The organism is Roseovarius sp. PS-C2 (genome assembly GCF_018862045.1).
Classification (GTDB): domain Bacteria; phylum Pseudomonadota; class Alphaproteobacteria; order Rhodobacterales; family Rhodobacteraceae; genus Roseovarius.
The window spans coordinates 475,906-497,654 of the sequence record NZ_JAHKSQ010000002.1 but is presented as its reverse complement, the minus strand read 5'-3'; the positions used below and the strand labels follow the sequence as shown (position 1 = coordinate 497,654).

The following is a 21,749-nucleotide window of genomic DNA, read 5'->3' as shown; positions in this document are numbered from 1 at the left end:
TGTAGTCTCCTTTTGAACAGCTTATTTCGCTGTGGCTTGTTCGTGTTCAGGGGTGAAGTTTCCCGCAACCAGTTCGCGACGCAGCAACTTGCCCACCGGTGATTTCGGAAGTTCGGAAACGAAAACGATACGGCGCGGGCGCTTGAAATTGGCGAGGGCCGAAGTACGACAGTGAAGGTCGAGCTCTTCAGCGGTCACATCGCCCCGCCGCTTGATGAACGCGGTCACGATCTTGCCCCAGCGTTCGTCGGGCAGGCCGACCACGGCGCACTCCGCCACACCGGGATGCATGGAAAGACAGCTTTCGACCTCGACCGGCGAGACATTCTCGCCGCCGGTGATGATCATGTCATCCACCCGTCCGGTAACGAACAGATCGCCGTCGGCATCGAAATGGCCGCAATCGCCGGTAAAGAACCATCCCCTGCACAGCGATTTCTCGTTGGCTTCGGGGCGTTTCCAGTAGCCTTCAAAGGCCTCGTCGCCACTGAGTGTCGCGATAATCTCGCCTTCTTCGCCCTGGGGCAGGATGGCATCGGGATCGCCCGCCCCCATTTCAACCACGCGCAAGTGCTGATTGAGCCCGGCTTTGCCGGCGGAGCCGGGCTTTGCGACCGCGTCCTGTTCGATCGAAAAGGTATAAACCTCCGATGAGCCGTAATGGTTCACGAACAGATCGGGCCTGAACGCAGCATTGATGCGTTTGAGCAGGCCCTCGGTCATCGACGCCCCCGCAAAACCGAGACGCTTCACCGACGACAGGTCGGTCTGTTCAAAATCGGGATGATCTATCAGGTCATGATAGAGCGTCGGGACAAGGTAGAGGCTGCCGATCCGTTCCTGCGCGATCAGGTTCAGGGCATCGGCGCAGTTGAACCGCGGCAGACAAACGAAAGTCCCGTTCAGCAATGTCATCGCAAGAAGCGACCGTACGCCCATCGTGTGATAGAGCGGCATGACCCCGAGGGTCGTATCGCCCATCGGCATCATGTTCTGCGCGACATGCGCCACAGCGCCTGCACGTTCCGCGCGATGGCGGCGCGGTACGCCCTTGGGTCTGGCCGTCGTCCCGCTCGTGTATAGCATGACCGAGCAATCTTCGGTGCTGGCTTGCGGTGTCGCATCGGGTGCGGATTGCGTGACGATATCGTCAAAGGACGCACCACCCTCGACCGCGACACCATAGGCGATCTTCGGCAGGCCCGTGACGCCCTCCGCCTCCCGAACCGATTTTTCGCTGGAAGCGTCGAATATGATCGAGCGCGCATCGCTGTTGGCGACGAAAAAGCCGAGTTCATCAGGTGTCGCGCGCCAGTTGACCGGCACGATTGCAATCCCCGCGAGTTGGCAGGCCCAGTGAACCGAGGCCGCGGCACGGTTGTTCTGAAGCGTCGTTACGATACGGTCGCCCTGTTTCAGGCCCATATCCGCAAGCCCTTGCGTCAGGGCCGAAATCTGACCGTACCATTCACCATAGGTCAGGCGGATCTCGCCATCGACCAAGGCGAGCGCATCGGGCGCGCGGGACACGCTCGCAACAAGTGAGCGTCCGAGATCAAGCATGATCGGTTTCCTTCCGCAAAGTTTCAGCCGCCTCTAGAGCGGCCTGAACGATGGCGTGATAGCCAGTGCAGCGGCACAGATGCCCCGAAAGCACATCGCGGATGCGCGCCTCATCGGCGTCGGGGGCGTCGCGCAGCAACGTGTCGAGCGACATCACGATCCCCGCTGTGCAGAACCCGCATTGCAGGGCGTGATGTTTTCGGAATGCGTCTTGCAGCACCGAGAGACGGCCCGGCGCCGGGGCAACGCCTTCGACCGTGTCGACGGTTGCTCCCTCGACCTGAACGGCAAGCGTCAGGCAGCTACGCGCCATCATTCCGTCGATCCGCACGGTGCACGCGCCGCAAACACCGTGTTCACAGCCGACATGCGTTCCGGTTGCGCCCAATTCACCGCGCAGCACATCGCTGAGCAGCATGCGCGGAGAGGAATGCGTTTCGACGGCACGCCCGTTCAGCGTAAACCGTATCACATGGGATTGCGTGGCATCTAACCGGCGCATGCGCGGGCCTCCTTCAGCACTTGGGAGCCAAGGCCACGCACCAGGTCGCGACGATACCGGGCCGTTGCATGCAGATCGCCGCGCGCGTCGAGCGACCAGGCAAGCGCATTGAGCGCGTCCGCCTCGTCCTCGGGGGCAAGCGCATCCCAATCCTTGACCACAGGTGTGTCGTTGACCCCACCAACGGCCAGGCGGACACGGGATTTCGTGACGACAGCGGCGCAGGCAACGATGGCGAAATCGCCCTTGCGGCGACCGACCTCACCGAACCCCGTGCCGCTTCCGGTAGGCAGATCGGGGAATTCGACCGCCACGATCAATTCGTCCTCGGCCTTGTCGGTGAGCATCATCCCCAGAAAAAACTCCGCACCGCTGACACGGCGCAGCTTTCGCCCCTTGCGCAGAACCACCTTGCCGTCGAGCGCACACAGAGCGAGCGGGATTTCAGCCGACGGGTCTGCATGGGCGATCGAACCGCAGATCGTTCCGCGGGCGCGTGTCTGCGGATGCCCGACCCAAGGCAGCAGCTTCGCAAGAAGCGGATTGAGCGCCTCCAGATCCTCGCGCACCAGCAACTCTGCCTGACGCACCCCGGCACCGATCCGCAACATGTTCTCCCCGGTCTCGACCCTGCGTGTTTCTTCGGCATTCATGAAGTCGATCAACACGGAAGGCCGCGCAAGACGCATGTTGAGCATCGCCATCAGAGATTGGCCGCCGGCGATCACACGGGCCTCGTCACCTGTCTCGAAGATCAGGCCGGCGGCCTCGTCCAGACTGTCGCAGCGGATATAGTCAAACGGTGCCGGCTTCACGATGCACCTCCCAGCCGCGCGCGCAGCCGCGCGAAGATTCCCTGACGGTGTGTAGGGGCGCCCGCCCTGCGGCCCAGCGCCGAAAAGAACTGGCCAATGACGATCTTTGCCGCCCCGTCGAGCAAGCGCCCACCCACGGACGCGACCTTGCCGCCGACCGAAGCGTCGTAGGCATAGCCGATGATGGTGCCGCCCGCTCCGTCCGGCGCAAGAGTTACCTTGCCCTCCCCCATGCCCGTACCCAGCGCGCCGCTGGCCTTGCCGGTCAGAACCGCCGAACGCGGCTCATCCAGATTCGACAGCGCCACATCCACGCGATAACGCCCCTTCACCGGGCCGACGCCAAGCGTGACATCCGCCAAAAACCGCGTTGGCGACAGGCGCTTGACCGCATGCGCGCCGGGAATGATCGCGGCAAGCTGGTCAGCATCCATCAACAAATCCCAGATGTCTTGCGGTGCCGCATCGACGCGCGCCTCCCCCGTCCCGGACAGCCCCTTGCCGCCAGTCTCCCGGCGCTTTTCCTGGCCCTCGGGCGCCTTGGGCTCGTCTTGCAGAAACCCTGCGATCCGTGCGGGGATCAGCGGCAGCACCAGATCGACCTCTCCGCAACCGGGACGCAACGCATCTGCAACCGCGTTCGCCACGCAAACCGGTGTCGACATGCAATTGCCTTCGCCCACGCCTTTCGCCCCGAGAGGTGTGACCGGAGAGGGGGTGCAGATATGGTAAATTTCCAGATCCGGGATCTCGTGAACCGTCGGAACGGGATAATCTGCGAAAGTGCCCGCAAGAAACGCCCCGTCCTCGTCATAAGAGTATTCTTCATAAAGCGATGCGCCGATTGCATGGGCAAAGGCACCGCGAATCTGGCCCTCCACCATGCCTTCGTGCAGGATCGTGCCGCAGTCATGCATGCTCACGTAGCGGTCGATATGCGCCTCGTGGGTGATCGGGTCGATCTCGACCCCGCAAAAATCGAAAATGAATCCATGGCACAGCGACGAGTTGATCTCGTCCGCTTCGTTTGGCGCGCTCAGTTCGGGGGCTGTCCAGATGGCTGTTTCCCGGATCGGCGAACCATCGAGTTCCGGCAGGGTCGCCGGAGCCCAATGGGCCGCCGAGGCCACACGCGCGAAAGGAAGCGCCGCATCGGGATTGCCGGTCGCAAATATCCTGCCCCCCTCGAACCGCAGATCGTCCGCTACCACGTTCAGTTGCGCCGCCGCGATCCGCGCGAGCCGGTCACGCAAGCGATCCGCCGCGATGCGCACGGCCCCGGCCGAGGCCGCCGCGAACCTGCTGGCGTAATTGCCTGCGGCGATGGACCAGGCATCTTTCGTGGTATCGAGCGCGGCGACAACCTTGATATTGCCCGGCGACAGCCCGAAACGCTCGGCAAGAATCCCCGCGGCAACGGTCTTGTGTCCCTGGCCCTGCGGTACGGAATCGAGTTGCACGGTAATCGTGCCCACCGGGTCGATATGGACCGTGGCACTCGACTGCGCGCCGTTCTTGGGGCCCGATCTGGCGCGCTCTTCGGGCGTCAGCACAGTCGACAAATACCCCATGTTGGACACCGAGGGTTCGACAGCGACCGACAAACCGATACCGTACATCCGGCCTTCGGCGCGCATCTCGTTCCGACGAGCCACAAGCGCATCGTACCGCCCGTCTCTCAACGCCTGCTCAAAAGCCCTGACGTAATCACCGGAATCATAGGTCGCTCCGCTGGCGGTCTTGTAGGGGAATGCACCCGTCGGGATCAGGTTCGTCCGGATCACATCGATCGGATCGAGGTCCAGTTTCACCGCGATACGCTGCATCAGCCGTTCGAGCACGAAGTATATCTGCGGCCCGCCAAAGCCGCGGTTCAACCCCGTCGGCGTTTTGTTGGTCATTACGATCCTGTTGCGCACCGACAGGTTCGCGATGTCATAGGCGCCGCACAGATTGCCATGCATCCGGTACAGCGTCGCCGGTTCCGGCGCGCGCAGATAGGCACCCACATCCTCGACCTGATCGTAATCGAGCGCGGTGATCCGGCCGTCTCCCCGAACCGCCGCCCGCAGTGTGATGGCGCGATTGGTCGATGAGACAGACGCTGTGAGGTGTTCCAGCCGATCCTCAACCCATTTCACGGGCCGGTCCGCAAGCCGCGCACATGCAGCCAGCAGCGCAATGTAAGGAAACACGCCCTGTTTGACCCCAAAGCTGCCGCCCGAATCCTCGGGCGTCCGCAGGCGCAGGCAATTGCCCGGCACTTGCAAGGCCCGTGCAATCACCGGATGGATCGAGAAAGGCCCTTGGAAATTTGCCGTGATGTCAAAGGATTGGCCATGTGGCTCCCATTGGGCAAGAACGCCATAAGTTTCGATGGGGGTGCAGGAATTGCGCGGATACCGCACCGAGATATCCACCACATGCTCTGCACTGTCAAAGGCCGCGCCCGGATCGCCATAGGTGAACTGCCGGTCCGATCCAAGATTGCCGCCCATCTCGTCATGCAGAACCGGCGCATCCGCGCCGAGCGCCTCGACCGGGTCGAGCACCGGCGCAAGCGGATCGTAATCCACCTCGATCAGATCGAGCGCATCCTCGGCGGTATAGCGGTCTCCGGCGAGTACGACGGCGACGGGTTCGCCAGCATAGCGAACCTTGTGCCGCACAATCGGCCAGCATTCGATCGGAAGCCTGACCCCAACCATGAGCGGAGCCGCGACCCCTGCATAATCCTCCCCGGTCAGAACCGAATGCACACCGGCAAGGCCGCGCGCCGCATCCACATGGATCGCGCGCAAACGCGCATGGGCATGCGGGCTGCGCAGAATGGCGGCATAAAGCGTGCCATGCGGCACCGGCAGATCGTCAAAGAACTGCCCGCGCCCCGTCAAAAGGGGTGCGTCTTCCAGCCGCGACATCGGTTGATGCGGCACATCCTTCGCCATCGAGGCCCTCCTCCAAGACCCGTCATGTCATTGGAAGAGAGGTTAGGCAGTGAGAGGGCGGAAACCGATTGTCAGGGAGCGCAGAATTTACCGAGGAGTCTCAAATACGTAAGAAACCCGACACATTCCCAAGCCGGGAAATCGAGCGGAAGCTCGAAGGCGTGACACCGGAATGATCGCGGAAAAACCGCGTGAAATGCGCCTGGGTGGTGAACCCGAGCGTATCCGACAGCGCACCGAAACTGATATCGCTGGTCACCGCCGCGCTCACCGCGCGCTCGATTCTGATCATGTTCAGAAAGACTCGGGGGGTAACACCTGTCGAACTTTCAAAGACGCGAAAGAAATTCGCCCGGCTCATGCCCGCGGTGTCCGCAAGGCTGTCGATATTCGTCACGCCACCGGGGTTGCGGCGCAATTCGCTGACGGCCTTGGCAACGCGCCAGTCTATGTTGTGGTTGCGGGCGGCATCGCGCAGGCTGTCGCCGACCGAGCGCCATTCGGTGAACCGTTCGATGACTGCGATCATGAGCTCGCCAAGCTGGCTTTCATGCTCTGCTATCGCGGTTGGCGTATGTACCATGCTCGCCGCGAGATCCATGGTTTGCTTGCGGATAGCCGGTGTGATCGCATCGACCGTCTTCTCGAAGAACCCCGCACCTGCGCTCGCGGCCCAGTTGGGGCGGAACCCCGCCAGCCACGAGGGCTCGATATACAAGGCAAGAATGATCGTCCGGGGCGCATTCTGCCGATGAACATAGGCATGCGGCGTCCAGGCGTTGATCAGGACCGCGCTGTCGTCGGTCAGGGGGGCGACCTCGTCACCGACCAGAAAGGACGTGTCCGCGCCATCGACCTTCAGCAGCACATGACAATGCGGATGGGCATGGCGCACCAGCGAGCGATCCATGTCGAGCAGGGCAACACGGCCGAATTCGCCTGTTCTGATCCGCAACGCGTCGGACATGGCCCTCCCCCGATCTCCCTTCGCTGCAGGACACTTGCGCCAAGTTGCACGAATATGCGGCAATTTGCCAACAATGCAAAGCCTGTCCTTTCGAATGGCAGCAAGGACGCCTCCCGCCCGCCTCCGGGCACGGCCTCCGCTCAAGGCACGATAGCCGGCGACAGCGCGCCGCCGCTCTCGCCAGGCGGGGCGGTCCCTACCCTGCCCCTCTGACGCCCGCGAAGGCCCCGCAACAGGGCCGCGCGGACCCGTTCACCAGACGCGATCCAGAAGCGCCAGCCAGTTCTCTCCCATGACCCGCCGGATTTTCACGTCCGACCAGCCCGCGCGCTCCATCGCCGCGGTGAGATTTGGAAAATCGGCAATCGACCCGAGACCGTCGGGAAATTCGACCTCCCAGATTTCGGTCAATTGCCGGGCGTATCCCTTGTCCCGGTTCAGATATTCAAAGAACCTCGCCCCGTAGCCCATCGTGAAATCGGTGCCGAAGCCCACGCGCTCCTCCCCCACGAGGTTCACGATATAGTCGATCGCGGCGACATAATCGTCGACCGTCGCGCCATTGCCGGCGGCAAGGAACGGCGGGAACATCGTCACACCGACGAAACCATCATGATCCGCGATAAAGCGCAACTGCTCGTCGGTCTTGTTGCGCGGATGCGGCTTCAGCCCAGCGGGCAGGCAATGCGAATAGGCCACGGGTTTCTTCGAGGCGCGGATAACCTCTTCCGAGGTTTTCGGGCCCACATGGCTCAGATCGCAGAGCATCCCCACGCGGTTCATCTCGGCAACCACCTCATTGCCGAAATCGGACAACCCGCTGTCGGTGCTTTCATAACACCCCGAACCGACAAGGTTCTGGGTGTTGTACGTCATTTGGACGATTCCGACCCCCTGCTCCTTGAAGAGTTCGATGAACTCCAGCCGGTCCTCGAAGGCGCTGGTGTTCTGGAACCCCAGAACGATGCCGGTCTTGCCCTCGGCCTTGGCGCGCCGGATATCCGCGACGCTCCTGGCTTTCACGATCAGGTCGGCGTTGTCGCGGAAATGGGCGTTCCACTCCCCGATGGCCGTCATCGTGTCGCGAAAATTCTCCCAGACCGAGCAGGTACAGTTGGCTGCAGTAAGCCCGCCCTGCGCCATCGCCTCGAAGATCGGGCGACCCCAGTCAGAAATGATAAGTCCATCGAATACGATAAGATCGTCATGCAGCGTGGTCATTTGGTAGTCCTTGATTTCAGAGATAGATGTTGCGCACGATTGCGTCGTGATCGCCTGCCATGGCGCGGACATCGCCGCCATCGACAACCTGGCCGTCACGCAGAACGATGAAGCGGTCGGCGGCGCGGAAGGCGAGATTGAGGTTTTGTTCGACCATCAGCATGGTCACGCCGTCTTGCTTCAGCGTGTCGATGATCCGGGCGATTTCCTCGCAGAATTGCGGCGACAGCCCGCCCGATGGCTCATCCAGCAAGAGCAGCCGTGGCCGGGACATCAGTGCGCGCCCGATGGCGACCATCTGTTGCTCGCCCCCCGAAAGCGTGCGCGTCGCCTGCTTGCGGCGCTCGGCTAGACGCGGAAAGCGCTCATAGACCTGCCCCAGCGTCTTGCTCAGGGTTTTGCCGCCGCGCCGCATGGCGCCAAGGCGCAGGTTGTCCTCGACGGTGAGATCGGGAAAGAGATCGCGGGCCTGGCTGACCTGCGCGATCCCAAGCGTGAAAATCCGGTGCGGCGGCAGCCCCGCGGTCTCTTCGCCATCGAAGAGAACAGAGCCCGAACTGGGCTTCACGAAGCCACAGATGGCATTCAGCGAGGTCGACTTGCCCGAGCCGTTCGCCCCGAGAAGCGTCAGGCATTCACCCGGCAGCACATCGTAGGACGCGCCCCGCAGGATCGGCTTCTTGCCATATCCCACGTGCAGGTCGCGGATATTGAGAAGCGGTTCAGGAGTGTCCAAGGTAAGCCTCCAGCACGGCGCGATCTTCGCGGATTTCCTCTGGTGTACCCTCGGCGATGCGGGCCCCCGCCGCCATCACCAGGATACGGTCGGCTGCGGCCATAACCAGTTCCACCGCATGTTCGATAAGCAGGATGCCAACCCCCTTTTCACCAGCGAGCCGGTGAATGATATCCATCATCTGCGCCCGCGCGACCGGCGACAGCCCGACCGCCGGTTCGTCCAGAAGCAGCACAGGCGGATCGGAGGCGACCGTGCGCACGATTTCAACGATACGCTGCTGGCCGCCCGACAAATCCCCGGCCCGCGTGTCGGCCATGTGATCCATCGACATGAGCTTGAGCAATTCGCGGGCGCGATGAATGTTCTCGGCCTCGGATTTCAGGGCCGTCGAGCGGCCCAGCAGGATATCGAGGAACGATGCCTCGGTCTGCGCGTGAAGGCCGGTCAGCACATTCTCCAGAACCGTGAGCGCCGGGAAAAGCCCGCCGTTCTGAAAGGTCCGGCGAACGCCCTGCTCGGCGATCTCGTGTGGCGTAAGCCGCGTCAGGTCTCGGCCTCTCAGATGCACGGTTCCCGAGGTCGGGGTGACATAGCCGGAAATCGCGTTGAAAAGCGTGGACTTGCCCGCGCCGTTCGGGCCGATCACCGCGCGCACATTGCCCTCCTCCAGCGAGAATGACACGTCGTCGAGCGCCGTGAGACCCGAGAAGCGCACACTAAGCCCCTCGACTGTCAGAAGTGTGGTCATGGGGCCTCCCGATAGAAACATTCGACGAAAATGGGCGAAATGCGGCGCAGCAGGCTGGCCAGCCCCATCGGCATGGCCACAAGTACACCGGCGACAATGAGACCGAAGAACAACTCTTCCATACCCGGAAAGGCACGCAGATATTCCGGCAAGGCCGTCAGCAGCACCGCCCCCAGAACCGATCCGAGAACCGACCCGAGCCCGCCCACCAGCACCATCGCGAAGGACGCGATCAGATGCAGCATCCCGAAGCTCTCGGGAAAGACATGCCCGACATGGCGCGCAAAAAGCGCACCGGCGCAACCCACGACAAAGCCCGACCACATGAAGCAGATCAGGATCACCCGCGACGTGGGAATGGCCAGCGAGGCGGTGGCGATCTCGTTCTCGCGCACGGCCATGACCGCACGGCCGAACCGCGAGCGCATGAGGTTGAGCGTGGCCTTCACCAGCAACACGGTGATGATCAGGAAGATATAGAACTTCAGCGTGTCATCGGTCAGCGAGATGCCGAAAAACACCTCGCGCGGCATCGGCATCCCGTCGGTCCCGCCGGTGAGCGGCTTGGCATGCAGGTAGGACCATCGCAGCAGCTCGCCCAGGGCAAGCGTGATGATCGCGAGATAATAGCTCCGGATACCCCTCAGCGCGGCGGAGGAGGCAAGAAACCCGCCCAACGCCCCAAGCGCACCGGCAAACGGGATGGTCAGCAGCCACGGCACCCCCAACTTCGCCGCGAGGATGGCCGATCCATAAGCCCCGATTCCGAAGAAGGCCGTGTTGGCAAAGGCAAGCTGGCCGAGATTGCCGATGACAAGGGTGAAGCCCAGGGTCACCAGCACCGAAATCAGCATCCCGTTCACGATGAATTGCGTATAGGGATTGGTGCCCAGCGGCAGAAGCAGCAGGAGTGCCGGCACCATCCAGAAAATCCAGGTGCGCAGCTTGCGTTGGCGGGCGGAAGGCATGGTCTGGCTCATCGAATCACACCTTCACCACGGCCTTGCGGCCAAACAGCCCCTGCGGGCGGACAAACAGCACCAGGACGATGGTTACATAGGCCGTGATCTCGATCAGCGCGGTGTCGATATAGGCCCCGGCATATTGCTCGGCGATGCCCAGCAACACACCCCCCAGCACCGCACCACCGAGCGAGCCGAATCCGCCCAGCGTCATGGCCGCGAACCCCTTGATCAGGAATGAGGCCCCAAGATCGGGATGCAACAACGAGACCGGCGCCACAAGGATGCCCCCCAGCGCCCCGAGCGCCGCTCCGACGCCCCAGGAAAAGTCGTTGAAACGATCCACATTGAGACCGATCAGCCGCGCTCCGCGGGCACTCTGGTAAACCGCCTGCACCATCTTGCCGAGGTCGGTCATGGCCATGAGCCCGAAGAAGACCAGCAACAGCACCAGCACCGTGCCGATGATGAAAACCGCGTCTCCGGTAATCACCAGATCGCCGAAAAAGATCGGGTCCATGTCAAACACCGGCGGCATGGGCAGCACCTCGCGCCCCCAGACCATGCGGGCAATCCCGCGCAGCACATACCCCGCCGAGATGCACATGAGCGCAAGACCGATATGCGGACCGCCCCGGATCGGACGTATGAGCCCGCGATTGAACATCACCCCCAGCACGAACATGGCGATCATGGCCAGCGCCGCCGCGGGCAGAAAGGCCACCCCCACCAGCAGGACCAGTATGTAGGACAGGAAGGCGCCCGCCATGACGAAATCGCCATGCCCGAAGTTCACCACCGTGGTCGAGCGATAGACCACCGTCAGCGACAGCGCGATGAGCGCATAGATCATGCCCTGGGAGAGACCTCCCAAAGTCAACTGCATCAACATAGTGTCTGCTCCAGGAAAAGGCCGGGCGCCGTGACTGCGGCACCCGGCAGTCGGGGATCAGTAAGGTTGGCTCCAGGCCTTCAGCACCGTCGGCTCGCCATCGACGAACCCCGCCACCGCAGAGCCCTTGACGCCCTGATGGTCCTCCGGCGTCCAGGTGATCGCGTCAGACAGAATGCCGGTATCGAAGTCACGCACCTCTTCGAGCGCCGCCATCAGCTTTGAACGGGTCAGATCGGGCCCGACAGCCTTCAGCGCCGCCACCAGCGCCTCGGCGGACCCGATCGACACGAAGGAGAAGGTCGAAAGCTCTTCGTCCGGATAATACTTGTGGATCATGTCGCCCCAAGGCTGCATGAGCGGACCGTCGAGGTTATCGACATAGGAGTGGATCACGTAATAGTTCCTGACCGTGTCGAAATCGCCGGTGCGCTTGAGCGTATTCTCCAGATCGGTGCCCGCAGTGCCCATGACCGGGATGTCCCCCATCCCGTATTTCTTGAGATCGCGCAAAAAGATCGCCGTCTCGGCCTCATACAGCGCCGCGATGATGAAATCGGGTTTTTCCTGCCGTATTTTCTGCACCTGTGCGGTCGCGTCGGTCTGCCCGCGTTCCATCGTCAGTTCGATCGACGGCGTAACGCCGTTCTCGGTCAGATACTCCCGCGCCGGGTTCGAATAGCTGTGCGCCCAGTCATTGGAGTGTTCGATAATCGCCACATTCGACGTTTCGGGTTTGGAAAGAACGAAAGCCGCCATGGCACGGCCATTCGCCCGCCCGGTGGGAACGCCATGGAAGATGTTTCTGACCAGCGGATCGGAAATCGAGTCGCTCACCGCATGCGCGACGATCCACGGCAGCCCGGCCTCTTCGATGGTCGGTCGAAGCGCCAGCGCCACACCCGAGCAGGAATTGCCCTGCAACATGAAGACCTCGTCCTGCGAAATCAGCTTCTTGGCGGCGGCCAGCCCCTTTGCGCTGTCGCATGCCGTGTCTTCCTGAACGGCCACAAGCTTGCGCCCGTGGATACCGCCCTCTTCGTTGACCTTCTCGTAAAAGGCCATCATCCCGATCAGCGCCTTGCTGTAGGACGAGGCGTTGCCGGAAAACGGCCCCATGACGCCAATGGTAATGGCATCGTCGGTCAGGCCCGTGGTTTCCCAGTCGTCGTCCTGGGCAAACAGGGGCGTTGCGGCCAGTGTCGCGGCTGCAAGTAGTGGCATAAATCGTTTCATGTTTTTCTCCTGTTGGACTTTCGGTTGTGTTGCTGCGGTCTGGCGCCGCATTCTTCAATACGTGGATATTGTATAATAAATACCGACTGGCTTGTTTGTTTTATTCTCAGCCGATCTCACGTTCACCTTTCCGTCACCCCGCCTCCAGCGGGCGGACATGGACAGCGATCACAGCCTTGAGGGCAGTGATCATTTCAAGAAAATAGGCATCGTCCCGCCGCAACACCGCCTGCACCGCCATGCCGCGGAAAAAATTCATCGCCAGGTTCAGCGCCACGCGCGAAGAAACGACATCGGGATCGACCGCAACGAAGCTGCGCGACCAAGTGGTCTCGAACCGCTCGTGAAGGTCCAGAATGAGCGGCGCAAGCTGGCGCCGCAATTCCTCGTCCCCACGCGCCGCGACAATGATTTCAAGCGACGCGTAGAACCAGTCGCCATTCAGTACACCGTCCCAGACCGCATCGAAAAAGGCGTCATAGCTCAACCGCCCCGCCCGCAACTCACCCGCCAGCGTTTCAAGACCGCTGGCGAAATTTCCGAACATCTCCTCGGTCGCGGCGACGATCAGGTCCATCTTGCCCGGATAATGATGCGTCTGCGCCCCACGCGACACCCCTGCCCGCTTGGCGATCATCGCCGTGCTGGTATTCGCATAGCCGACCTCCATCAGCGATTGAATCGTCGCCTCCAACAGAAGCTGGCGTGTCTTCGCACTGCGCTGGTCCTGGGTTCTGCGTGTGGTAATTGTCATACTTCCCTCATTTACAAACAGACTGGTTTGTTTTTTTGATTCGGTCAATAGTGTTTTATCAGGGGATGACCCAGGGGTCCGTTTCCACGCCACCTGCCCTTTTTGAAGCCTGTGATGTTTCTCTGTGAAAACGCCACCGCCGGGACGGATCGCCCCTTCAAAGGAACGAAAACGCTATATCATGGGCGAACTGATCGGAACCTGGTCGCAATCTGCCAATTTTAGGTTTCTCGCCGGCGCAGAGGTAAAAAACGATCCTATCCACTCGTCCGGCTATACCGGATAAGGGGCAGTTTCACCTTCCGGCCTTGTGACGGCGGCGCACGGTTTCGGGCCGTCCCGGCAGTGCCAGCGCCGCATCCTCACGCGGCATGCGGCTGATGACCTTGCCGTTCGACACCACCGCCAGGCGCGCGGGGCGCAGGCGCAGCGCCTCGATGGGCGTCCCCGCATCCAGCACCACCAGCGACGCGCGCTTGCCCGGAGCCAGACCATACCCGTCAAGCCCCAGGATCTGCGCGTTCTGATTGGTCACCATGTCAAAGCAGCGCGCCATGTCTTCCGGGCTGGTCATCTGCGCCACGTGCATCCCCATGAACGCCACATCCAGCATGTCGGCCGTGCCCAGAGAATACCACGGGTCCAGCACGCAATCCTGCCCCCACCCGACGGAGATGCCGTGGGCCTGCATTTCCTTCACCCGCGTCAGCCCGCGACGCTTGGGATAGGTGTCGTGACGGCCCTGAAGGGTGATGTTGATCAGCGGGTTGGGGATCGCCGCCACGCCCGCCTCGGCCATCAGCGGCAGCAGCTTGGAAACATAGTAATTGTCCATCGAATGCATCGAGGTCAGGTGGCTCCCCGCCACCCGCCCCTGAAGCCCCAGCCTTTGGGCCTCGCAGGCCAGCGTTTCCACATGGCGGCTGAGAGGGTCGTCGGATTCGTCGCAATGCAGATCGACCATCAGCCCGCGATCCGCCGCGATTTCGCACAATTCGCGCACGGATGCCGCCCCGTCGCTCATCGTCCGCTCGAAATGCGGGATGCCGCCCACCACATCGACGCCCATGTCGAGCGCCCGGATCGTGTTGGCCCGCGCCGTCGGGTCGCGGTAAAACCCGTCCTGCGGAAACGCCACCAGTTGCAGGTCGATATAGTCGCGAACGCGCTCGCGCACCTCCAGCATCGCCTCGACCCCCAGAAGCCGGTCGTCGCAGGTGTCCACATGGCTGCGGATCGCCAGCAGGCCCATGCTTGCCGCCCAGTCGCAATAGGACAGCGCGCGTTCAACCATCTCGTCCTGCGTGACGATCTGCTTGAGTTCGCCCCAAAGCCCGATCCCCTCCAGCAACGTCCCCGAGGCATTGATACGCGGCAGCCCGTAGGACAGGGTCGCATCCAGATGGAAATGCGGATCGACAAAAGGCGGGCTGACCAGATCGCCCGCCGCGTCGATCACCTCGCCCGCCTCTGCGCCGGACAGGTCTTCGACCGCCGAAATCACATCGCCCTCGATCCCGATATCGGCCACCCGCCCATCGGGCAGCGTGCCTCCCTTGACGATCAGATCGAACATCAGCGTTCCCCCTTGTTGAACGGCACCATCAGCGCGGCAGGCACCTCGGCCCGGCGCGACATGACGATGAGCGCGAGAATGGACAGGAAATAGGGCATCATCAGGAAAACCTGATAAGGGATATCGGCGCCAAGCGGCATCTGCTGCACCCGGATCTGCAGCGCATCGAACGCGGCGAACAGAACCGCACCCAGAAGCGCCTTGCCCGGCTTCCACGCGCCGAACACCACCAGTGCAATACAGATCCAGCCGCGCCCGTTGACCATCTCGAAAAAGAAACTGTCAAAGGCCGACATGGTCAGGAACGCGCCCCCCACGGCCATCAGCCCACTGCCCACGATCACCGCGCCCATGCGGATGCCTGTGACCGACAGCCCCTGCGCCGCCACCGCCGAAGGGTTCTCCCCCACGGCCCGCAGCGCAAGGCCAAGCGGCGTGCGATACAGCACCAGCCCCACGACCCCCACAAGGATGAACGCCAGATAGGTGAGCGGCGTCTGCGCGAACAGCGCGGGCCCGATCAGCGGAATATCGGAAAGAAGCGGAACCTCGTAGGGCTGAAAGGCCTCGATCTTGGGCGGGCTCGTCACCTCGGGAAGCGCCAGCCGGTAAGCGTAATAGGTCAGCGACGTGGCCAGCAGCGTGACCCCCAGCCCCACCACATGCTGCGACAGGCCGAACGGCACCGTCAGCAGGCTGTGCACCAGCCCGAACAACATGCCCACGGCCATCGCGACAGCCACCCCCATCCAAAGCCCCGTACCGGAATAAACCGCCATCCAGCCCGCAAAGGCCCCGGCGACCATGATGCCTTCGATCCCAAGGTTCAAAACGCCCGCGCGCTCACAGATCAACTCGCCCAAAGTGGCAAAGATCAGCGGGCTGGCGATGCGGATCGCGGCGGTCCAGAAACTGGCCGAGAGCAGGATTTCGAAGATGTCCATCGCCTATTCCCTCACCACGCGGAACCGGGTCAGCAGGATCGCCAGCACCATCAGCAAAAGCGCCGTGGCCAGCATGATATCGGCCAGATAGCTCGGCACGCCGACGGCGCGGCTCATGCTGTCGGCCCCGACGAAAATCCCGGCCACGAAAAGCGCCGCCGCGATCACCGCCAGCGGATTGAGCAGCGCCAGCATCGCCACGACGATTCCGGTGTAGCCAAAGCCGGGGCTGAGATCGAGCGTCAGGTTCCCCTTCAGCCCCGCCACCTCGGAAAACCCGGCCAGCGCGGCCAGCCCGCCCGACAAGAGCGCCGTCTTGATCAGCACGGTATTGACCGGAATACCGGCAAACCCCGCCGCCTCGCGATTGAGCCCCACAGCCCGCATTTCATACCCAAGCGTCGTGCGGCGCTCGATCACCCAGACCACCACTGCGGCGATCAGCGCCAGCGCAAACCCCCAATGCAGGCGCAACCCGTCAACGATTCGCGGCAGGCGGGCCTCGGAAATCAGGCGCTCGGACTTGGGCCAACCCATGCCCATCGGGTCCTTGAGCGGCCCCTCCAGCAGCATCGAAATGAACAGCAGGAAGATGAAGTTGAACAAGAGCGTGGTCACCACCTCGTCCACGCCGAAACGCACCTTCAGAAGCGCAGGCACCAGCAGCACCAGCGCCCCCGCCAGAACCGAGGCGATAACCAATGTCGGCAAAAGCGCGAACGCGCCCCATTGCAGCAGTCCCGTGCCCAGAACCACGGTGATCAGCGCCCCGGCATAAAGCTGCGCCTCGGCCCCGATATTCCACAGCCGCGCCCGAAAGGCGACGGCCACGGACAACCCGGTAAAGATAAGCGGCGTGGCGCGGTTGAGCGTTTCCAGAAGCGCGAATTTCGATCCGAACGCGCCCTTGAGGATCAGGCCGAGCACCGAAAACGGATTGGCCCCCGCCGCCATCGCCAGAAGCGACGCGATCACCACGGTCGAACCGATGGCGATGGCCGGCGGCACGGTGGTCCGCAAAAGCGACGGGTTGGCGACGGGTTCAAGACGCATGGGCCGTCTCCTTTTCGAACCCCTGGCCCGCCATCCACACGCCCAGCTCCGCAGGCGTCATCGTACCGCGGGCAAAACCGGGGGACAGGCGGCCCTCGGAAATGACATGGATCACGTCCGACAGCGCCATGATCTCGTCGAGGTCTTCGGAAATCAGCAGCACGGCGGCACCACGGTCACGCGCCGCCAGCAGTTGCGAATGCACATAGTTCACCGCGCCGATGTCGAGGCCGCGCACCGGCTGGTTGGCAAGGATGATGCGCGGGCCCGCCTCGAGCACGCGGCCGAGGATCAGTTTCTGCATGTTCCCCCCCGACAAAAGCCGGATGCGCGTGCCCGGTCCGGGGCAGCGCACGTCATAAGTGTCGATGATCTCGCGCGTGAACGCTTCGGCCCGTCCCCAGTTCATCCAGCCCGAGCGGCTATAGGGGGGCCGCGCATAGGATTCCAGGATCGCGTTTTCGATCAGGTCGAATTCGGCGATGGTGCCGGTCTTGTGGCGGTCCTCGGGAATGCGGGCGATGCCCGCATGCACCGCCTCGCGCGGGGACCAGCTTTGCAGATGGGCGCCGTCGAGTTCCAGCCGCCCGGTATCGGGCCCGGTCAAGCCCCCGATCAGGTCGGCCAGTTCTCCCTGCCCGTTGCCCGACACGCCGGCAAGGCCGGTGATCTGACCGCCATGAAGCGACAGCGACACCCGCTTGAGCCCCGGCGCGCTGCCACGGTCCGGCGTCGTGACCTCATGCAATCGCAACAGCGCCGCACCGGGTTGCCCGGCGGCAACCTTGGGGGCGCTGACGTCCGAGCCGACCATCAGCGCGGCCAGCGTTTCCTCGTCCACCTCCGCAATCGGGCGCTCGGCCACCAGCCTGCCATGCCGCAGGATCAGCACCCGGTCGGAAATCGCCATCACCTCGTGCAACTTGTGCGAGATGAACACCACCGACAGGCCCAGCTTCACCGCCTTGCGCAGGGTGGCGAAAAGATCCTCGGTCTCCTGCGGGGTCAATACGGCGGTCGGCTCATCCAGGATCAGGACGCGGGCATCGCGATAGAGCGCCTTGAGGATTTCCACCCTCTGACGTTCACCCACTGTCAGGCTGCCCACCCTGGCGTCGGGATGAACCTGAAGGCCGAAATCGGCAGACAGCTTCGCCAGCTTGTCGCGCGCCACCGCACGGTCGAGCCTCGGAGAAAAAAGCGACCGCGTCCCGAGCGTGACATTTTCCAGAACGGTCATGTTGTCGGCCAGCGTGAAATGCTGGTGCACCATGCCCACCCCGGCATCCAGCGCAGCGCGCGGATTGCCCGGAGGCAGGGTTTGCCCGAACACCTCGACCGAGCCCTCATCGGCCGTGTACTGGCCGAAAAGAATATTCATCAGCGTGGTCTTGCCCGCGCCGTTTTCACCCAGAAGGGCAATCACCTCGCCCTCGCGCAGCGACAAGCTGACCGCGTCGTTCGCGACCAGCTTGCCAAACCGCTTGGTAATGGAGTCAAGGCGCAGGACGACCTGCGCGGCCTCTGCGCCCGTCATTTACGAGGACTTGGGTTCTTCGTCGTTGATCTCGACGGTGAATTCACCCGATTTGATCTGCTCGCTCCGCTGTTTGACGAGATCCATCGCCTCTTGCGGAACCTTGCCCTCGAACGTCCCGGGCGGCGCCAGCGAAGCCCCGCCCTCTTTCATGAAGGAATACACACCGTAATCCGCCGCCGCGAACGTACCCGCCCGCACCTCGGCAATCGCCTTGTCCAGGGTCGGCTCGAAATGCCAGATGGCCGAGGCGACGACCGTTTCAGGATAATCGGCCTGCGTGTCGATCACGTTGCCGATTGCCAGAACGCCCTTTTCCTTCGCCGCGTCGGACACGCCGAAACGCTCGGCATACAGCATGTCGGCACCGTTCTCGATCATCGCAAAGGCGGTTTCCTTGGCCTTCGGCGGATCGAACCAGCTGCCGATGAAACTGACCTGGAAGGTGATATCGGGGTTCATCTCGCGCGCCCCCGCCATGAAGGCGTGCATCAGCCGGTTGACCTCGGGAATCGGGAAACCGCCGACCATGCCGATATTGCCGGTTTCGGTCATCGAACCTGCAATGATTCCGCTCAGGTACGAGGCGTCCTGAATGTAATTGTCGAAAACCGCGAAATTCGGCAGCGCCTCGTCCTGCTTGAAGCTGGACCCCATGAGGAAGGCGATGTCGGGATATTCGGCCGCCACCTCGCGCGCCTCCTGCTCGACGGCGAAGACCTCGCCGATGATCAGCTGATAGCCCTGTTCGGCATATTCACGCATCACGCGCGCATAGTCGGTGTTCGATACGTTTTCGGAAAAGACATAGTCGATATCGCCGCGCTCCTGCGCGATGCCCGCCGCCTTGTGAATGCGGCTGACCCATTGCTGTTCGACCGGCACGGTGTAGATGCCCGCCACCTTGAGAGGCTCCGCCGCCTCGAGCGCACCGGGCATGCCCGCGGCAACCAGCAGCGCGGTGCCGGCGGTGGTGCCCAGAAAGCGCCGGCGCGTCAGGCCGAACGACTTGGTATTGCGTGATTGATTCATGGAACTGATCCCCCTGTTGAACGAGGCGTGCCTCGATTGTTTGACCAAATGGTAAACGCAAACCGGGCGTCTGCCAATAGTAGGCCGCGCCAATGGTCACAAGTCGAAGCCCAAGACTACTCTTTATGCGAAATGGCGGGTTCTGCCCAAAGTTTAGACGCCCGGCATAACAAGGGTCAATCATGACTATGATGGCGCCGGGCGCATTCATGGTGGCACAGGGGCATCGCCTCTCGTTATGATGCTCCACATGACCTCGACCGCCGACATCCCCCTGCCCTTACGCAAAGCGCGTGTTCACGAAGCATACGGACCGGGCGCCGTGAGTTTTGCGGCTATCGCTGCAAGCCGGGCCGGGCCTGTGCTCTGGGTGCGCGAAAGGTGGCTGGGAGAGATGATAAACCCTGTGGGCCTGTCCGTGTTTTTCGATCCGGCGCACTTGCTTCTGGCCCGGACCGGGGACCAGACGGAAACTCTGGCCGTCGCGGAAGAGGCGCTCAGGGATGGATCGGTGCCGCTTGTCACCCTCGAAATCACCCGCCCGCTCAATCTGCGCGAAGGGCGGCGCTTGCAGCTTGCCGCGAAGGCGGGAAACGCGACGGGGCTGTGCCTGATTCCCGAAGGCATGGGAAGCAACGCGGCGGAAACACGGTGGCACTGCACGCCGGTTTTCGATGCCGGGGACTCGACTCTGATGCGCTGGAAAATTATCAAGAACAAATCAGGAACACTTGGATCTTGGCATGTTCGATGGAATGCAACGTCGCATCGTCTCGATGTGGTTTCCCCGGCTGGCGAGCGACCGGGTTCTGCGGGCGCGTCCGATTGATGACCCCTTTGCCCTGACGCTCAGGCAGGCGAATGCGGAGCGGCTCTATTGCCTGAATCCCGAGGCCGAGCGGCAAGGGCTGCACCGGGGAATGCCCTTTGCCGATGCGCGGGCGTTTTGCCCCGCCCTGCAAAGCCGCCCGGCGGACCCGGCCCGCGACGCCCGGTTCCTGCACGTGCTGCGCCGCTGGGCCACGCGCTATTGCCCGTGGGTCGGCATCGAAGGTGACGATGGGCTGGTGCTGGACATCACCGGATCGGCGCATCTGTTCGGCGGTGAACCGATGATGCTGTCCGACATGCGCCAACGGCTGAACCGCGCCGGGCTGACCGCCCGGATCGGGCTGGGCGATACGCGCGGGGCGGCCTGGGCGCTGGCCCGTTTCGGAGAAGGCCGGGCAGAGACAGGGCAGCCCCTCGATACGCTGTCAGGCCTGCCCGTCACCGCGCTGCGGCTGGACGGCAAGACGGTCACCGCCCTGCAACGTCTTGGCCTGCGCACGATCGGCGATCTGGAAGGCGCGGCGCGTGCCCCATTGGCCCGCCGTTTCGGGCCGGACCTGTTGCTGCGGCTGGATCAGGCCCTTGGCCGCCAGCCGGAACAGGTCACCCCGCTGAAAGAGCCGCCCCATTACGCCGCACGGATAAGCCTGCCCGATCCGATTGGCCTGTTCGATGATGTCATGGCCGGAACATCCCGCCTGCTGGACCGGCTCTGTGCCGGGCTGAAGGCACGGGAAACCGGCGCGCGGGTATTGCGCCTGACCCTGCGCCGGGTCGATCAGGAGGCCCTGACCGTCGAATTGCGCCTTGCAGGCCCGCTGCGGGATGCGGCCCGTATCCTGCCGCTGTTCGAACGTGGCGTGGGCGAGATCGACGCCGGCTACGGTATCGACCAGATGCGCCTCGAGGCGACGCAGGTCGAACCGCTGCCCGTGCATCAGATCAGCCATATGTCCTCGGGCCGGACGGACAGGCTCAACGACCTCATCAGCCGCATCGGCACCCGGATCGGCCTGGAGAACGTGCAACGCTTCCTGCCCGCCGACAGCCACATCCCCGAACGCGGCTTCATCATTGCCGCAGCGGCCTTTTCAAAACCGGGCGGGCCGTGGGTCGCGCTGCGCCCGCGCCCTGTGCGCCTGTTCCCGCCGGACCCCATCGCCGGAACCGGGCCGCGCCCCCCCGAGCGGTTTCGCTGGCGGCGCATATCCCTGACCACGGCACGGGCCACGGGGCCGGAACGCATCGCCCCGGAATGGTGGCTCCCGGATGAAAACTGGCGCAGCGGTTTGCGCGATTACTGGCATGTGGAAACCCGCCAGGGGCGGCGGCTCTGGTTGGTCTACACACCGCAAAATCCGGGCTGGTTCGTACAGGGGGAATTCGCATGATCGAAATCGTCCGGGATCAGCGACAGATCGAGGCGGAC

The 21,749-nt window shown here is 63.0% G+C and carries 19 protein-coding genes; 2 read left to right on the top strand and 17 right to left on the bottom strand.

Annotation, left to right across the window (positions count from 1 at the left end; genetic code table 11):
- Window positions 1-21: 21 nt before the first annotated feature.
- The 17 genes from KPG71_RS05795 to KPG71_RS05715 form a co-directional block, all read right to left on the bottom strand.
- Window positions 22-1,563 (bottom strand): AMP-binding protein, encoded by a 1,542-nt coding sequence (locus KPG71_RS05795; protein WP_216337157.1) that lies wholly within the window; start codon window positions 1,561-1,563, stop codon window positions 22-24.
- Window positions 1,556-2,065 carry a (2Fe-2S)-binding protein gene (locus tag KPG71_RS05790; protein WP_216337156.1) on the bottom strand — a complete coding sequence of 170 codons (510 nt, stop codon included), beginning with the start codon at window positions 2,063-2,065 and terminating at the stop codon, window positions 1,556-1,558. Before KPG71_RS05790 ends, KPG71_RS05795 begins: the two co-directional genes overlap by 8 nt.
- On the bottom strand, window positions 2,053-2,880 hold the full coding sequence (locus KPG71_RS19820; RefSeq protein WP_216337155.1) for an FAD binding domain-containing protein: 828 nt from the start codon (window positions 2,878-2,880) through the stop codon (window positions 2,053-2,055). Before KPG71_RS19820 ends, KPG71_RS05790 begins: the two co-directional genes overlap by 13 nt.
- Entirely contained in the window at window positions 2,877-5,828 is a 2,952-nt protein-coding gene (locus KPG71_RS05780; RefSeq protein ID WP_216337154.1) for a molybdopterin cofactor-binding domain-containing protein, read from the bottom strand. Before KPG71_RS05780 ends, KPG71_RS19820 begins: the two co-directional genes overlap by 4 nt.
- 100 nt (window positions 5,829-5,928) lie before the next feature.
- Window positions 5,929-6,795 carry an AraC family transcriptional regulator gene (locus KPG71_RS05775; RefSeq protein ID WP_216337153.1) on the bottom strand — a complete coding sequence of 289 codons (867 nt, stop codon included), beginning with the start codon at window positions 6,793-6,795 and terminating at the stop codon, window positions 5,929-5,931.
- 252 nt (window positions 6,796-7,047) lie between these two features.
- Window positions 7,048-8,016, bottom strand: a complete 969-nt coding sequence (locus KPG71_RS05770) for a dipeptidase (protein WP_216337152.1) — start codon at window positions 8,014-8,016, stop codon at window positions 7,048-7,050.
- Window positions 8,017-8,032: 16 nt separating this feature from the next.
- Complete coding sequence (locus tag KPG71_RS05765) at window positions 8,033-8,752, bottom strand: ABC transporter ATP-binding protein (RefSeq protein WP_073033905.1); 720 nt, start codon at window positions 8,750-8,752, stop codon at window positions 8,033-8,035.
- Complete coding sequence (locus tag KPG71_RS05760; RefSeq protein WP_216337151.1) at window positions 8,739-9,503, bottom strand: ABC transporter ATP-binding protein; 765 nt, start codon at window positions 9,501-9,503, stop codon at window positions 8,739-8,741. The genes KPG71_RS05765 and KPG71_RS05760 overlap by 14 nt, the downstream gene beginning before the upstream one ends.
- A complete protein-coding gene (locus KPG71_RS05755) occupies window positions 9,500-10,483 on the bottom strand; it encodes a branched-chain amino acid ABC transporter permease (RefSeq protein ID WP_216337150.1) in 984 nt (327 codons plus the stop codon). Before KPG71_RS05755 ends, KPG71_RS05760 begins: the two co-directional genes overlap by 4 nt.
- Before the next feature lie 4 nt (window positions 10,484-10,487).
- Window positions 10,488-11,351, bottom strand: coding sequence for a branched-chain amino acid ABC transporter permease (locus KPG71_RS05750; protein WP_301182887.1), 864 nt, complete (start codon window positions 11,349-11,351; stop codon window positions 10,488-10,490).
- 63 nt (window positions 11,352-11,414) lie between these two features.
- Window positions 11,415-12,593 carry an ABC transporter substrate-binding protein gene (locus tag KPG71_RS05745; protein WP_216337148.1) on the bottom strand — a complete coding sequence of 393 codons (1,179 nt, stop codon included), beginning with the start codon at window positions 12,591-12,593 and terminating at the stop codon, window positions 11,415-11,417.
- Between the two features lie 133 nt (window positions 12,594-12,726).
- On the bottom strand, window positions 12,727-13,347 hold the full coding sequence (locus KPG71_RS05740) for a TetR/AcrR family transcriptional regulator (RefSeq protein ID WP_216337147.1): 621 nt from the start codon (window positions 13,345-13,347) through the stop codon (window positions 12,727-12,729).
- Window positions 13,348-13,642: 295 nt separating this feature from the next.
- Window positions 13,643-14,923 (bottom strand): amidohydrolase family protein, encoded by a 1,281-nt coding sequence (locus KPG71_RS05735; protein ID WP_216337146.1) that lies wholly within the window; start codon window positions 14,921-14,923, stop codon window positions 13,643-13,645.
- Window positions 14,923-15,867: an ABC transporter permease gene (locus tag KPG71_RS05730; RefSeq protein WP_216337145.1), complete on the bottom strand. Its 945-nt coding sequence runs from the start codon at window positions 15,865-15,867 to the stop codon at window positions 14,923-14,925. The genes KPG71_RS05735 and KPG71_RS05730 overlap by 1 nt, the downstream gene beginning before the upstream one ends.
- A 3-nt stretch (window positions 15,868-15,870) precedes the next feature.
- Window positions 15,871-16,920, bottom strand: a complete 1,050-nt coding sequence (locus KPG71_RS05725) for an ABC transporter permease (protein WP_073033876.1) — start codon at window positions 16,918-16,920, stop codon at window positions 15,871-15,873.
- Window positions 16,910-18,457, bottom strand: coding sequence for an ABC transporter ATP-binding protein (locus tag KPG71_RS05720; protein WP_216337144.1), 1,548 nt, complete (start codon window positions 18,455-18,457; stop codon window positions 16,910-16,912). The genes KPG71_RS05725 and KPG71_RS05720 overlap by 11 nt, the downstream gene beginning before the upstream one ends.
- Window positions 18,458-19,489: a BMP family protein gene (locus tag KPG71_RS05715; protein ID WP_216337143.1), complete on the bottom strand. Its 1,032-nt coding sequence runs from the start codon at window positions 19,487-19,489 to the stop codon at window positions 18,458-18,460.
- A 250-nt stretch (window positions 19,490-19,739) separates the two neighbouring features.
- On the opposite strand from KPG71_RS05715, the gene KPG71_RS05710 reads away from it, so the two are divergent.
- Both KPG71_RS05710 and KPG71_RS05705 read left to right on the top strand, forming a co-directional pair.
- Entirely contained in the window at window positions 19,740-20,318 is a 579-nt protein-coding gene (locus KPG71_RS05710) for an ImuA family protein (RefSeq protein ID WP_216337142.1), read from the top strand.
- A complete protein-coding gene (locus KPG71_RS05705) occupies window positions 20,233-21,711 on the top strand; it encodes a DNA polymerase Y family protein (protein WP_216337141.1) in 1,479 nt (492 codons plus the stop codon). The genes KPG71_RS05710 and KPG71_RS05705 overlap by 86 nt, the downstream gene beginning before the upstream one ends.
- Window positions 21,712-21,749 lie beyond the last annotated feature (38 nt).

Excerpts from the sequence above, each read along its gene's own strand:
- KPG71_RS05795 (WP_216337157.1), bottom strand. The coding sequence starts at position 1,563 with ATGCTTGATCTCGGACGCTCACTTGTTGCGAGCGTGTCCCGCGCGCCC.
- KPG71_RS05790 (WP_216337156.1), bottom strand. The coding sequence starts at position 2,065 with ATGCGCCGGTTAGATGCCACGCAATCCCATGTGATACGGTTTACGCTG.
- KPG71_RS05780 (WP_216337154.1), bottom strand. The coding sequence starts at position 5,828 with ATGGCGAAGGATGTGCCGCATCAACCGATGTCGCGGCTGGAAGACGCA.
- KPG71_RS05775 (WP_216337153.1), bottom strand. The coding sequence starts at position 6,795 with ATGTCCGACGCGTTGCGGATCAGAACAGGCGAATTCGGCCGTGTTGCC.
- KPG71_RS05770 (WP_216337152.1), bottom strand. The coding sequence starts at position 8,016 with ATGACCACGCTGCATGACGATCTTATCGTATTCGATGGACTTATCATT.
- KPG71_RS05760 (WP_216337151.1), bottom strand. The coding sequence starts at position 9,503 with ATGACCACACTTCTGACAGTCGAGGGGCTTAGTGTGCGCTTCTCGGGT.
- KPG71_RS05755 (WP_216337150.1), bottom strand. The coding sequence starts at position 10,483 with ATGAGCCAGACCATGCCTTCCGCCCGCCAACGCAAGCTGCGCACCTGG.
- KPG71_RS05750 (WP_301182887.1), bottom strand. The coding sequence starts at position 11,351 with ATGCAGTTGACTTTGGGAGGTCTCTCCCAGGGCATGATCTATGCGCTC.
- KPG71_RS05745 (WP_216337148.1), bottom strand. The coding sequence starts at position 12,593 with ATGAAACGATTTATGCCACTACTTGCAGCCGCGACACTGGCCGCAACG.
- KPG71_RS05740 (WP_216337147.1), bottom strand. The coding sequence starts at position 13,347 with ATGACAATTACCACACGCAGAACCCAGGACCAGCGCAGTGCGAAGACA.
- KPG71_RS05735 (WP_216337146.1), bottom strand. The coding sequence starts at position 14,923 with ATGTTCGATCTGATCGTCAAGGGAGGCACGCTGCCCGATGGGCGGGTG.
- KPG71_RS05730 (WP_216337145.1), bottom strand. The coding sequence starts at position 15,867 with ATGGACATCTTCGAAATCCTGCTCTCGGCCAGTTTCTGGACCGCCGCG.
- KPG71_RS05725 (WP_073033876.1), bottom strand. The coding sequence starts at position 16,920 with ATGCGTCTTGAACCCGTCGCCAACCCGTCGCTTTTGCGGACCACCGTG.
- KPG71_RS05720 (WP_216337144.1), bottom strand. The coding sequence starts at position 18,457 with ATGACGGGCGCAGAGGCCGCGCAGGTCGTCCTGCGCCTTGACTCCATT.
- KPG71_RS05715 (WP_216337143.1), bottom strand. The coding sequence starts at position 19,489 with ATGAATCAATCACGCAATACCAAGTCGTTCGGCCTGACGCGCCGGCGC.
- KPG71_RS05710 (WP_216337142.1), top strand. The coding sequence starts at position 19,740 with ATGACCTCGACCGCCGACATCCCCCTGCCCTTACGCAAAGCGCGTGTT.
- KPG71_RS05705 (WP_216337141.1), top strand. The coding sequence starts at position 20,233 with ATGTTCGATGGAATGCAACGTCGCATCGTCTCGATGTGGTTTCCCCGG.